9 protein-coding genes are annotated in these 12,832 nt (G+C 74.8%); 1 reads left to right on the top strand and 8 read right to left on the bottom strand.

The genetic code is table 11. The annotated features are described in order from the left end of the window. Window positions 1–29: 29 nt before the first annotated feature. Together ACWCWD_RS19490 and ACWCWD_RS19485 are read right to left on the bottom strand one after the other, a co-directional pair. Complete coding sequence (locus ACWCWD_RS19490) at window positions 30–989, bottom strand: phosphotransferase enzyme family protein (protein ID WP_450774042.1); 960 nt, start codon at window positions 987–989, stop codon at window positions 30–32. 188 nt (window positions 990–1,177) lie between these two features. Further along, window positions 1,178–1,384, bottom strand: coding sequence for a hypothetical protein (locus ACWCWD_RS19485; RefSeq protein ID WP_450774041.1), 207 nt, complete (start codon window positions 1,382–1,384; stop codon window positions 1,178–1,180). A 582-nt stretch (window positions 1,385–1,966) separates the two neighbouring features. On the opposite strand from ACWCWD_RS19485, the gene ACWCWD_RS19480 reads away from it, so the two are divergent. Beyond that, on the top strand, window positions 1,967–3,358 hold the full coding sequence (locus ACWCWD_RS19480) for a protein kinase domain-containing protein (RefSeq protein ID WP_450774040.1): 1,392 nt from the start codon (window positions 1,967–1,969) through the stop codon (window positions 3,356–3,358). A gap of 99 nt (window positions 3,359–3,457) precedes the next feature. On the opposite strand, the gene ACWCWD_RS19475 is transcribed toward ACWCWD_RS19480, so the two are convergent. From ACWCWD_RS19475 to ACWCWD_RS19450, 6 genes are all read right to left on the bottom strand, one after another. Then, complete coding sequence (locus ACWCWD_RS19475) at window positions 3,458–4,270, bottom strand: TrmH family RNA methyltransferase (RefSeq protein ID WP_450774039.1); 813 nt, start codon at window positions 4,268–4,270, stop codon at window positions 3,458–3,460. A gap of 77 nt (window positions 4,271–4,347) precedes the next feature. Further along, a complete protein-coding gene (gene cobA, locus ACWCWD_RS19470) occupies window positions 4,348–5,583 on the bottom strand; it encodes a uroporphyrinogen-III C-methyltransferase (protein ID WP_450774038.1) in 1,236 nt (411 codons plus the stop codon). 303 nt (window positions 5,584–5,886) lie between these two features. Beyond that, window positions 5,887–9,294 (bottom strand): nicotinate-nucleotide--dimethylbenzimidazole phosphoribosyltransferase, encoded by a 3,408-nt coding sequence (gene cobT / locus ACWCWD_RS19465; protein WP_450774037.1) that lies wholly within the window; start codon window positions 9,292–9,294, stop codon window positions 5,887–5,889. Window positions 9,295–9,628: 334 nt separating this feature from the next. After that, complete coding sequence (cbiE, locus tag ACWCWD_RS19460) at window positions 9,629–10,885, bottom strand: precorrin-6y C5,15-methyltransferase (decarboxylating) subunit CbiE (RefSeq protein WP_450774036.1); 1,257 nt, start codon at window positions 10,883–10,885, stop codon at window positions 9,629–9,631. Between the two features lie 259 nt (window positions 10,886–11,144). After that, entirely contained in the window at window positions 11,145–11,783 is a 639-nt protein-coding gene (locus ACWCWD_RS19455) for a GNAT family N-acetyltransferase (RefSeq protein WP_450774035.1), read from the bottom strand. 134 nt (window positions 11,784–11,917) lie between these two features. Next, window positions 11,918–12,781, bottom strand: a complete 864-nt coding sequence (locus ACWCWD_RS19450; RefSeq protein WP_450774034.1) for a MetQ/NlpA family ABC transporter substrate-binding protein — start codon at window positions 12,779–12,781, stop codon at window positions 11,918–11,920. Between the last annotated feature and the right edge of the window lie 51 nt (window positions 12,782–12,832).

Raw genomic sequence — 12,832 nt, 5'->3', positions numbered from 1 at the left:
AATTCCTGCCCGATGGCGGTCGGTTCACCCTACGACGTGCGCGGTGGTGCCAACTCGGGCGGGAGCGAGGCGATACGGGCGCACGCGTCGGTCATCAGCCGCTCGACCTCGTCGAGTTCCCGGCCCTCGTCCGCCGCTTTGGCGAGGGCGAGGGCGGCGGTCTGCACGGTGAGGGCCCGGGCGGGGACGTCGAGTTCGGGCCAGGGGTCGCCGGTGGCGGGGACGGCCGGGCCGCCCGCCGCGCGGTAGGCGTCCAGGAAACGCCGCCAGACGGTGTCGGGCAGCAGCCCGGCGGCGTACCAGGCGGCGGGCCGGGCGAGGTCCCAGGCGGGGTCACCCGTGCCGGTGTCGTCGATGTCGATCAGCAGCCAGGGGCCGTGCGGGACCGGGTGACGGACCAGCTGACCCAGGTGGAGGTCGCCGTGGCAGAGGAACCCCGCGCGGCCGGGCGGAGCCGGCGCCTCGTCACGGGCCCACCGGGGCAGCGTCGCCCAGGCGGCGAGGACCTCGTCGCGGCCGGGGCCGGCGGGGCGTGCCGCCCGCATCCGGGCGACGGCGAGGGCCGCCTTGGCGGGTCCGCGCATCGGCGGCAACGGCACCGGGGGCGCCGTGCGGTGGAGGCGGGCGAGGAGGCGGGCCGCCTCCTCCCAGGGGGCGGCCTCCGGGTCGGCGGGGTCGACGGGCTCCCCGTACGGCCAGAGGGTGACGGGTCGTCCGTCCGCGCGCGGGAGGGGGTGCGGTACGGGAACGGGCGGCAGCAGGACCCCGGCGAGCGCGGGCGAGGCGGCGAGGGCGAGGCGGGCGGCGAACTCCGGTCCGCCGGTGCCCGGAGCGTGGGCCTTCGCGACCGTTTGGCCGCTGCGGACGACGGTGCCGTCCGCGCGGTCGGCGAGCACCCGGGGCGGCGGGCAGCCGCAGCCACCGTCGGCCGGGTGGGCGGCTGCGTGGAGCAGGCCGCCCAGAGTGGTGACGACCTCGGTGCCACTCAAGGGGTCCCCCGGGGAGAGTCGTGACAAAGCCCCAGGTTACGGGGGGTGCCGGGTCCCGGAATGCGCGATGTCCGGCCGGCTCCCCAGCCGGCCGGACAAACGCTGTCGTCCGCCGTACCCCCGTCCCCACGGGGCTGTTGGCCGGATGTCCCGGTCCGGACCGCTCTTCCGGACCCGGGGGGCGCTGTTCAGCGCCCCATCATCACGCCCACGGACGACGCCTGTGTGACCACTGATTCCCAGCCGCCGAAGACGACCACCAGCAGTGCCGCCAGGGGAAGGACCATGGCCGCCGCCACCAGGGGGTGGCGGGTGCCGGACGGACGGCCGCCGAACGCTCCGTACGCCTTGCGTCCCTGCGCGCGGAGCGTGGTCCGCGTGGCCGTGTCCGACATGGTTCCTCTCCTGACCGGTGCGAACGTCGGCGACCGGTCCCGGCCGGGAGGGTTCCGCCCCCGTTCGTTCCCAGCCTAGGGAGACGGTGCGGGGCGGGCGTCATGCCCGCGTACCGATCGGCGGGCCTACGGGAGGATGAGCTGTGGGTAGCCGGAGTACTCCCCTGGGTGGAGACCGGGCGTACGGGGGTGGAGCCGGGCCACGGGTGTCCGGGTGGGGTTCGTCCGGAAAGCGGCGGAACGGGTGACATCACTCACGCCGGATCGGGCGGGAAAGCCGCTTCTCCGGCGGTGGGAGAGGCGGGCCGGGACCTGCCCGGTCGCACCACCGGGCGGACCCGCGGGAGACGTCCGTCCGGCCGGTGCCCGGCGGCGGTGCGCCAATCCCCGTGCGGGGATGCCCCTTTGGGCCCGGAGGGGTACGGAATCGCCCGGATCGGCGTACTGCTGACCGTGCTTCACACGTCCGGTTCGGTACGGACAATCGATTCCCGGGGGAAGGCGCGGCCTCTGAGCGCGCTGGGCGCCGGGTACGTAAGCTGTGCCTCGTCAGGCGGACCAGGCAGCGGGGATGGGCAGACGATGGCGATGATGCGGCTCCGGCGCGAGGACCCGCGTCTCGTCGGCTCGTTCCGGCTGCACCGGCGGCTCGGGGCCGGCGGGATGGGTGTCGTCTATCTGGGTTCGGACCGGCGGGGGCAGCGGGTCGCCCTGAAGGTGATCCGCCCCGACCTGGCGGAGGATCAGGAGTTCCGGTCCCGGTTCGCGCGCGAGGTGTCCGCCGCGCGGCGCATCCGGGGCGGCTGTACCGCCCGTCTCGTGGCCGCCGACCTGGACGCCGAACGGCCGTGGTTCGCCACGCAGTACGTACCGGGCCCCTCGCTGCACGACAAGGTCGCCGAGGAGGGTCCGCTGTCCGCCTCGGAGGTGGCCTCGATCGGGGCCGCGCTCTCCGAGGGGCTGGTCGCGGTCCACGAGGCCGGGGTGGTGCACCGGGACCTCAAGCCGTCGAACATCCTCCTCTCCCCCAAGGGCCCGCGGATCATCGACTTCGGCATCGCGTGGGCGACCGGGGCGAGCACCCTCACCCATGTCGGTACGGCGGTCGGGTCGCCCGGGTTCCTGGCGCCGGAGCAGGTGCGCGGCGCGGCGGTGACGCCCGCCACGGACGTCTTCTCGCTGGGTGCCACCCTCGCGTACGCGGCGACGGCGGACTCCCCCTTCGGACACGGCAGTTCCGAGGTGATGCTGTACCGGGTGGTGCACGAGGAGCCGCACCTGGCCGAGGTGCACGACGCGCTCGCTCCGCTGGTGCGGGCCTGTCTGGCGAAGGACCCGGAGGAGCGGCCGAGCACCCTGCAGCTGTCGATGCGGCTCAAGGAGATCGCGGCGCGCGAGGCGCATGGGCTGCACGAGAGCCGTCCGCCCGTCCAGCGTTCCGCGCACGAGGCCGACCGGCCCACCGGCCGGCTCGACGGCCCGTACACCGAGCAGCAGACGCGCAGGTCCGAAGGCCCGTCCACGGGGCGTTCGCCGCAGGCCCGCCGCCCCTCGCCGGCCTCCGCGTCCGGCCCGTCCGGTTCGCCGGGGGCGTCCGGCTCCACGTCCTCGGCGTCGGTCTCCGCCTCCCGGCCGGGCTCGGGGGCGTCCCGGCCCGGTGGCGCCCGGCCCCGGCCGGCGCGCGGCGCGGTGCCGCCGGGCCGCCGGCCGAGCCCGACCAACGGTACGAACGGCAGGCCGGGCACCCGTCCCGGGGCCAGGCCGACCGGGACCGGGCGGCGTCCGGCGAACCCCCGGCTGCTGCGGCAGCGCCTCTTCGTCTTCGTGGTGGTGACGCTGCTGGTGGCGCTCGGTATCGCGGCCGCCCAGGGCTGCCAGGGACCGGCGCGCGGGCTGGGCGGTTCGCCCGCGCAGCAGAACGCTCAGCAGCAGGACGCACAGCGGCACGAAGCTCAGCAGCCCGACCGGCAGTAGGACGCGCGGCCGGTCCTCGACTCCGCCGCCGTGATCCGGTCGCCCCGGTCCGGTCGCCCTGATTCCGTCGGCCCGGTGCCGTGACCGGTTCCGGCCGGGTCAGGCCGGGCGCGGGCGGGTGGCGTAGAACGCGACGGCGGAGGCGGCGGCCACGTTGAGCGAGTCGACTCCTGCGTCCATCGGGATGCGGACGTGGTCGTCGACGGCGGCCAGGGTCTTCGGGGTGAGGCCCGCCCCTTCCGTGCCGAAGACGAGGGCGAGCCGCTCGTCCTTCCGTGCGGCGAGCTCGTCCAGGGTGATCGCCCGTTCGCTGAGGCAGAGCGCGGCGACCGTGAAGCCCGCGGAATGCAGCACCCCGACGTCCGCGGGCCAGGACTCCAGCCGGGTCCACGGCACCTGGAAGACGCCGCCCATGGAGACCTTCACCGCCCGCCGGTAGAAGGGGTCGGCGCAGCGCGGGGTGAGCAGCACGGTGTCGACGCCGAGCGCGGCCGCGTTGCGGAAGGCGGCGCCGATGTTGGCGTGGTCGACGATGTCCTCGAAGACGGCGACCCGGCGGGCACCGGCCAGCAGCCCCGCCGCGTCGGGCAGCGGCTCGCGCCGCATGGAGGCGAGCGCGCCGCGGTGCACGTGGTAGCCGGTGACCCGCTCGGCGAGTTCGGGGGTGACCACGTACACCGGGGATTCGGCCGCCTCGATGACGTCGCGCATCACCTCGGTCCACTTGGGGGTGAGGAGCATGGAGCGCATCGCGTATCCGGCGTCACCGGCGCGGCGGATCACCTTCTCGCCCTCGGCGATGAAGAGGCCCTCCTCGGGTTCGCGTCTGCGGCGCAGTTCGACGTCGGTGAGGCCCGTGTAGTCGTGCAGGCGCGGGTCGTCGGGGTCCTCGACGGTGATGATCTCTGCCACAGGAGTGCTGCCTTGTCCGGGGTGGGGGTGGCGGCGGGGCCGCCGGTCTTACGCGGTGGGGGTCGCGGTGGCGTCGGTCACGCGGTGGTGCCGACGCCGACGACCTCGCCGATGACGATGACGGCCGGCGGGCGTACGTCCTCGGCCGCGGCCCGCTCGCCGACGGTGGCGAGCGTCGCGTCGACGCGGCGCTGTGCGGAGGTGGTGCCCTCCTGGACGAGGGCGACCGGGGTGGCCGGGTCCTTGCCGTGGGCGACGAGGGCCTTGGCGATGGCGCCGATCTTGTCGACGGCCATCAGGAGGACGAGGGTGCCGCGGAGGCGGGCGAGGGCCTCCCAGTCGACGAGCGAGCGGGGGTCCTCGGGGGCGACGTGGCCGCTGACGACGGTGAACTCGTGGGCGACGCCCCGGTGGGTGACCGGGATTCCGGCCGCGCCGGGCACGGAGATGGAGCTGGAGATGCCGGGGACGACGGTGCAGGGGATGCCTTCGGCGGCGAGCGCCTGGGCCTCCTCCATGCCGCGGCCGAAGACGAACGGGTCGCCGCCCTTGAGCCGGACGACGGCCTTGCCCGCCTTCGCGTGGTCTATGAGCGCCCGGTTGATCGCCTCCTGGGCCATGAAGCGGCCGTAGGGGATCTTCGCCGCGTCGATGACCTCGACGTGCGGGGGCAGTTCGTCGAGGAGGTCGCGGGGGCCGAGCCGGTCGGCGATGACGACGTCGGCCTCGGCGAGCAGGCGGCGGCCCCGCACGGTGATCAGGTCGGGGTCGCCGGGTCCACCGCCGACGAGCCAGACGCCGGGGGTACGGGTGCGGTGGTGCGCGGCGGCGAGGGTGCCGTCGCGGAGGCCCTCGACGATGGCGTCGCGCACGGCGGCGGAGTGGCGGGGGTCGCGGCCCTCGGAGGTGGTGGTGAGCACGGCGACCGTGACGTTCTCGCTGCGCCCGGTGGCGGGGGTCCAGGCGGTGGCCGCCTCGGCGTCGTCGCTGCGGACGCACCAGGTGCGGGTGCGCTCGGCCTCGGCGGAGGCGGCGGCGTTGGCCGCGGGGTCGCTGCTCGCGACGAGCGCGTACCAGGTGTCGGCGAGGTCGCCGTCCGCGTACCGGCGGCGTTCCCAGCGGATCTCCCCGGCGTCGGCCATCGCCTCGACGGACGGGGTGGCGGACGGCGAGACGAGGGTGATGTCGGCTCCGGCCGCGATGAGCGCGGGGAGGCGGCGCTGAGCGACCTGGCCGCCGCCGAGGACGACGACGCGGCGCCCGTGCAGGCGCAGTCCGACGGGGTACGCGGGGTGATCGACGTGCTCGGCCATGGCGGTGCTGGCTCCTCGGCGGGGAACGTGCGTGCGGCGCGGTGGGGCGCCGTACGGGGAGTCCGGTCGAGTCCGGTCCGGCGTACGGGACGCGGCGGCTGCGGACGGGGCTGCCGCTGCGGCTCTGGAGCGGCTGTGACGTGCGGGTTCAGCAGGGTGGGGCGGGGACCACCATACGGGGTGGGGCCGCCGGAGGGCAGAGCCCCGGGAAGCACGGGGCCGCCCCCGGGCGGGCCGGGGTCTTTCGTTCGGATCGGGCTGGAGCCCGGCATGATCCGAACGAAAGACCCCGGGGCCCGGGGACTACTTCTCCGTGACGCCGGCCGAGTCGAACGTCGCGACCTCGTGCATGGCGCGCGCGGCGCTCTGCACGATCGGGAGCGCGAGCAGCGCGCCCGTGCCCTCGCCGAGGCGGAGGTCGAGGTCGATCAGCGGGCGCAGGCCCAGCTTGTTGAGCGCGGCTACGTGGCCGGGCTCGGCGCTGCGGTGGCCCGCGATGCAGGCGGCCAGCGCCTCGGGGGCGATGGCGCGGGCGACCAGGGCGGCGGCACCGGCGCTCACGCCGTCCAGGATCACCGGGGTGCGCAGCGAGGCGCCGCCCAGGAGGTAGCCGGCCATGGCCGCGTGCTCCAGGCCGCCGACGGCCGCGAGCACGCCGATCGGGTCGGAGGGGTCGGGCTGGTGGAGTTCCAGGGCGCGGCGCACCACGTCGACCTTGCGGGCGTGCATCTCGTCGTTGATGCCGGTGCCCCGGCCGGTGACCTCGGACGGGTCGGCGCCGGTGTAGACGCAGATGAGGGCGGCCGACGCCGTGGTGTTGGCGATGCCCATCTCGCCGATGAGGAGGCCCTTGTTGCCTGCGGCGACGAGGTCGCGGGCGGTCTCGATGCCGACCTCGATCGCGGCGAGGACGTCCTCGCGGCTCATCGCGGGGCCGGTGGTGAAGTCCGCCGTACCGGGCCGCACCTTGCGGGGCAGCAGGCCCGGGGTGGCGGGCAGTTCGGAGGCGACACCGACGTCCACGACGCAGACCTCGGCACCGACCTGACTCGCGAACGCGTTGCAGACCGCGCCGCCGGCCAGGAAGTTGGCAACCATCTGGCCGGTGACCTCCTGGGGCCAGGAGGTCACCCCCTGGGCGTGCACGCCGTGGTCGCCGGCGAAGATCGCGACGGCCGCGGGCTCCGGGATCGGCGGCGGGCACGTCCGGGAGAGCCCGGCGAGCTGCGCGGAGATGATCTCCAGCATGCCGAGCGCGCCGGCGGGCGTGGTCATCCGCTTCTGGCGTTCCCACGCCTCGCCGAGCGCCTTGGCGTCCAGCGGGCGGATGTTGGCGATGGTCTCCTGGAGGAGGTCGTGCGGCTCCTCACCGGGCAGCGCCCGGCGGCCGTACGTCTCCTCGTGGACCACCCAGGACAGCGGGCGGCGCTTGGACCAGCCCGCCTGCATCAGCTCGGGCTCCTCGGGGAACTCGTCGACGTACCCGACACAGAGGTACGCGACGACTTCGAGGTGCTCGGGCAGGCCGAGGGCCCGGACCATCTCGCGCTCGTCGAAGAAGCTGACCCAGCCGACGCCGAGGCCCTCGGCCCGGGCGGCGAGCCACAGGTTCTCCACGGCGAGCGCGGAGGAGTAGGGGGCCATCTGCGGCTGGGTGTGGCGGCCGAGGGTGTGCCGCCCGCCGCGGGTGGGGTCGGCGGTGACGACGATGTTCACGGGGGTGTCGAGGATGGCCTCGATCTTCATCTCCCGGAACTGCTTCGCGCGGCCCTTGGGGAGCGACTTCGCGTAGGCGTCGCGCTGCCGCTGGGCGAGCTCGTGCATGGAACGCCGGGTCTCCGCGGAGCGGATGACGACGAAGTCCCAGGGCTGCGAGTGGCCGACGCTGGGCGCGGTGTGCGCGGCCTCCAGCACGCGGAGCAGCACCTCGTGCGGGATCGGGTCGCTGCGGAAGCCGTTGCGGATGTCGCGGCGTTCACGCATGACGCGCAGTACGGCCTCGCGCTCCGCCTCGTCGTATCCGGGGGCCGGGTCGGTCGCCGGCTCCTCGGGGGCGGCGGCGTACTCGGCCTCCGGCTCCTCGGCGGCGGACTGTGCCGCGACGGCCCGGGCGGGGACGGCGGCGGGCCCGGCGGGGACGAGCGGCTCGGGCTCGACGGGCTCGACGGCCTCGAAGACCGGGGCAGCCTCGGGGGCGTCGGCGGGGTGGGGCTGTTCCTGTCGCACGTTCTGGTGTTCCGGTTCCGTGTACTGCGGCCCGGCGCCCTGTTCGGCGGCGGGGGGTTCGACGACCCAGGGCGCTCCGGCGGCCTGCGGCGCGTCGGACTCCGGGGCACTGCCGGTCCTCGTGCCGGACTCCGGCAGCGCGGCCGGGACCTCGTCGAAGGCGACGGGCTCGGCGAGCGGTGCCGGTTCGACGGCGGGCTCCTCGGCGGCCGGCTCTTCGGCCGGCATCCCGGCGGCCGGCATCTCGGCGGCCGGTTCCTCGGTCACGAGGATTCCGGCGGCCGGAGGCTCGGTGACGAGCGGTTCGACGGCGATCGGCTCGGTGGCGGTCGGCTCGGCGACCGTGTGCTCCGCCGGGGCCTGCGCCACGGGGGCGGGGGCCTCCACGAAGACCTGGACCTGCTCGGGAAGCCGGGTGCCGGTGGACTCGGCGGCGGGCACCGGGCCCGCCTCGGGGGCGTACGGCTCCGAGGCGGCCTCCGGCACGAAGACCGGTGCGTGGGCGGCGGGCTCGGCCGGCGCCTCGGGGACGACCGTTTCTGCCGGGTCTTCCACCGCGGGCCCGGCCGGCTCCTCGGCGGGGGCGTGCCCCGGCGCGAGGTCCTGGGCGGCGGCGACCGGCTCGAAGTCCGGCGCCGCCTCGGGCGCGGGCGCGAATTCCGGTGCGGGCTGCTGGAGCGCCTCGGCCGGTACGAACTCCGCCGGAGCGGCGTCCACGGGCGCGGGCTCGGTCACCACGGGCTCGGCCACCACGGCCTCGACGGCCGCGACGGGCTGCTCCTCGGCGGCCACCGTCTCGGGCGCGCCCCACGGGGAGGCGCCCTGGAGCGGGATCTCGCCGAGCTGCGGGCCGGGGAGCACGGGCTCCTGAGCGGCGGGGGCCTCGGTGTATGCGGGGGCCTCGGTGTGCGCGGGGGCCTCGACGGGCGCGAGAGCCTCGGTGTGCGCGGGGGCCTCGGCGGGCGCCGGGTACTCGGGCGCGACGGGGGCCGGAGCCGGGGTGCGGACCGGTGCCTGGGGCTGCGGGGACCCGGCCGGGCCCCGGTCGGCCAGCGAGCGCACGACGCCGCTCTGCCCGCCGTAGGACGGGCCGTCGACCGAGGGCCCGCGGTGCAGCGGACGGCGCGACGGGGCGGGGGCCGCGGCGTGCGCGGCGGCGGGCGTCGGGGCCGGGATCCGTACGCCGCCGAGGTCGAAGGCCCCGGAGTCGTGGCTCGCGGGACCCTGTGCCGGAAGCTCCTGGGCCGGGTAGGCGCTCTGCTGGGGGAACTGCTGGTAGGCGTCCCCTGCGGGCGGCGGGACGATCTGCGGGTCACCCCACGCGCCGCCCTGGGCGGCGGGCATCAGCAGCAGATCTTCTTCGTCGGGTGCCTGCTCGGAGGGGTCGAGGTAGGTGTAGGCATCCGGGGCGAGGACGCCCGGCTGCTCCACCATGCCTGCGTTCTCCGGCTGTCCCTCGCCCGGGACCTGGCCGGTGTCAGTCATGCGTACCCCTCGCCCATCGTCAGTGCTCCTTCGGCCCGTCTCCCGGGACGCCCGCGTCACGGCAGGCCGATGCTCGTCATCAAGAACGAGCGGGCTCGCCGCGCGGCACGAAACGCCCGCAGACCTCTACATATTCTCGCGGCCGTTCGCCGCAGCGACAGGTCGTTGCGCCGCGGTTCGCTGTGGACTGCGCCACTTCGCGCGTGCCCGGTCGTGCCGTACCACAGGGAGAAACAAAACAACTCCCTTATCCGGACATTGACGAACGAAGCGACGAACGACCGGGTTCGGTACAACAATCGGCCAGCCTACCTTCCGCGCTGTAGCGACCTGGTCACGGGGCAAGGTCCGAACGCACCGCGCAGAGCAGGAACGCGACGGACCGTTCGCGTTCCCGCCAGGCCGAGGTGTCCAGGTCCACGGACTGGAGGAGCGCGCATTCCACCGTGTAGCCGCTGCCCGAGAGCGCGGTGACGAGGGCCTCCGCCTGGTCCCGGGTGGAGGCGTGGGTGACGATCCGTTCCGGGCGCCGGTCGGCGACGGCGAGGGCCACGGGGACGCCGCCGCCCCCGATGCGTACGACATCGGGCTCGGGAAGCCGTTCGAGCACGTGCGGGGCGAGGCCCTGGACGACCTGGACGGCCACGCCGAAGGAGCGGGCGGCGGCCGTCGCACGGGCGCAGGCGGCGGGATCGCGGTCGACGGCGATGACGGCCGCGCCGAAGCGGGCCGCTTCGACGGCCAGCGCGCCGGTGCCCGAGCCGATGTCCCAGACCAGGTCGCCGGTGCGCGGGCCGAGCCGGGCCAGTTGGGCGGCGCGCATCCCGGCGGACTCGCCCTCGGTGCTCTCCGCCGTACGCCCCCGGTCGTCTCCGGCCGTGGAGCGGCCGGTCCGGCGGTAGGCGTGCTCGGGCAGCGCCCAGCCGCGTACGCCGTCGGGGCGGGCGGGATCCCGGCCGCCGATCCAGCCGGCGGACGCGGTGGTGGGGCCGGAGCCGACGACGATGACGACGTTGGGGTCGCGCCAGGCGTGGTCGGCGGCCTTGTCGGAGGTGAGGACGGTGACGCGCTCGCGGGCGGTGCCGAGTTCCTCGCAGATCACGAAGGTGCGGTGGATGCCGTCGAGCAGCAGGGCCAGTTCGGCGGGGCCCGCGCCGGGCGAGGTGAGGACGGCGACCTTGTGGTGGGCCCGGCAGACGTTGACGGCCCGTCGCAGGGTTTTCGGGTGCGCGACGACGACCTGGGCGTCGTCCCAGGGCATCCCGGCGCGGGCGAAGGCGGTGGCGACGGAGGAGACCGCGGGCACGACCTCGACCTCCAGGCCGTGTTCGGGTGCGCGCAGGGTGCGTACGACTCCGAAGAAGCCGGGGTCGCCGTCGGCGAGGACCACGGCGCTCCCCCGGTGTCCGGCGATGCGGCGGGCGGCCAGGTCCACGCTGCCGAGGCGGATGCGCTCGGCGTCCCGGGGGACTTCGGCGAGCGCGAGGTGGTGCGCGGCGCCGGCGACGAGCGTGGCGGCGGAGAGCGCTGCGGTGGCCGCTCTGGTCAGCGGTGAGCCGTCCCAGCCGATCACCGTGACCCGGTCGGCCATCGTCGTCCGTCTCCTGGAGCTGTGGGGGGGGTGCGTGAGGGGGCGTGTCCGCCGGTGGGGCCGCGCCCGCGTGGTGGACCGGGTAGAGGTTATCGGGTCGCTCCGGAAGGGGAACGGGCGGCGGTCCGCCGCGGTCCGGTCCTCGGCGTGTGCGGTCCGGTCCTCCGCCCGTGCGGTCGTTCGCCGGTCCGGTCCTCGGCGTGTGCGGTCCGGTCGTTCGCCGGTCCGGTCCGGCGGAGACGCGGCCGGCGGCCCCCCGTCAGTTCCAGTCGTTGTACGTGCCGTAGCCGCCCGCGTCCGCGAGCTGCTCGGCGACGCCTTCGAGGTCCTCCGGGAGGAGCCCCCAGACGATCAGGTCGGTACGGAAGTCGACCCAGCCGCCGTCCTCCGTCTGCGTGCGCGCTATCCGGGCGTTGCGCAGGACGCCCTCGCTGATACAGCCGAGCTTCTGGGCGACCTGCTGGGAGGCGGTGTTGTCGGCCTGGGTGCGCAACTCGATCCGCTCGAAGGCCTGGTCGCGGAAGAGCCACTCGGCGAGCGCCAGCACGGACTCGGTGGCGTACCCCTCGCCGCGCGCCCAGTGGGCGGTGACGTAGACGACTTCGGTGGAGCGGGTGCGCCAGTCGGTGTTGAGCAGCCGTACGGAGCCCACGAGCCGCTGGGTGAGGAACTCGTGGACGGCGAAGACGATGCCGTGGCCCTGGGTGCGCTCGCCGGGGGCGATCCGCCGGATCCAGCGCTCGGCGTCGAGCTGCGTGTACGGGTGCGGGGCGTCCGTCCAGGCGGTGACGGCCTCGTCGTTCATCATGTCGGTCAGCGCGGGGAGGTCCGACATGTCGTAGGGGCGCAGCACCAGTCGGTCCGTGCTGATCGAGATCGACGGAAACGTGGTAGTCATGCGCAGCTCCATGCCGAAGACCGGTAAAGGCACAGCATGCAGTATCGGGCGCGCGCCGTGCATGGGCGGGTCCGTACGGCGGAGCCCCGCACCTCCTCGGCGGGAGGTGCGGGGCTCCGTGGGCGTGCGGGGGGTCAGGAAGCGGCGGGGGTACCGAAGGCGGGGATGACCGAGCCCTTGTAGGTGTCCTCGATGAACTTCTTGACCTCGTCGCTGTTGAGGAGCTTGGCGAGCTTCTTGACGCGGGGGTCGTTCTCGCCGCCCTTCTTGACGACCAGGATGTTGGCGTAGGGGTTGCCCTCCGCCTTCTCGATGGCGAGCGCGTCCTTCGACGGCGTGAGCTTGGCCTCGATCGCGTAGTTGCCGTTGATGACGGCGGCGTCGACGTCGTCCAGGGCGCGGGGCACGGTGGCGGCCTCCAGCTCCTTGAACTTCAGGCCCTTGGCGTCGGTGATGTCGCTCAGCTTGGCGTCGGTGCCGACACCGGCCTTGAGGGTGATCAGGCCCTGGTCGGCGAGGAGCAGGAGCGCGCGGCCCTCGTTCGTGGTGTCGTTGGGCACCGCGACCGTCTGGCCGGACTTGATGTCGGAGACGGACTTGGCCTTCTTGGAGTAGAGGCCGAGCGGCTCCAGGTGGACGTTGACGACCGGCACGAGGTGGGTGCCGTTCTTCTTGTTGAAGTCGTCCAGGTAGGGCTTGTGCTGGAAGAAGTTGGCGTCGATCTGGCCGTTCTCGGTGGCGGTGTTCGGCAGGACGTAGTCCGTGAACTCCTTGACCTCCAGCTTGAGGCCGGCCTTCGCCGCGAGGTTCTTCTTCACGAAGTCGAGGATGTCGGCGTGCGGCGTCGGGGACGCGCCCACGACGAGCGCCTTGGAGGTGTCGGCGTCCGCACCGGTGCCGCCGGCGGACGGGTCGGAGTCCGTACCGCAGGCGCTCAGGCCCAGGGCGAGGGCGGCGGTGGCGGCGGCTGCCGCGGAGAGCTTGATGGTCTTGCGCACGAAAAGTGCCTCTTTCGGGTGGGGTGGAGCGCCCGGACAAGGAGTGCGGGC

Source organism: Streptomyces sp. NPDC001493 (genome assembly GCF_053597235.1).
The sequence above is the reverse complement of the archived record's forward strand: the minus strand, read 5'-3'. Positions and strand labels throughout refer to the sequence as shown.

What these genes read in the sequence shown, in the direction of transcription:
- ACWCWD_RS19485 (WP_450774041.1), bottom strand. Translation starts at nt 1,384, where the DNA reads ATGTCGGACACGGCCACGCGGACCACGCTCCGCGCGCAGGGACGCAAG.
- ACWCWD_RS19455 (WP_450774035.1), bottom strand. Translation starts at nt 11,783, where the DNA reads ATGACTACCACGTTTCCGTCGATCTCGATCAGCACGGACCGACTGGTG.
- cbiE (WP_450774036.1), bottom strand. Translation starts at nt 10,885, where the DNA reads ATGGCCGACCGGGTCACGGTGATCGGCTGGGACGGCTCACCGCTGACC.
- cobT (WP_450774037.1), bottom strand. Translation starts at nt 9,294, where the DNA reads ATGACTGACACCGGCCAGGTCCCGGGCGAGGGACAGCCGGAGAACGCA.
- ACWCWD_RS19480 (WP_450774040.1), top strand. Translation starts at nt 1,967, where the DNA reads ATGGCGATGATGCGGCTCCGGCGCGAGGACCCGCGTCTCGTCGGCTCG.
- cobA (WP_450774038.1), bottom strand. Translation starts at nt 5,583, where the DNA reads ATGGCCGAGCACGTCGATCACCCCGCGTACCCCGTCGGACTGCGCCTG.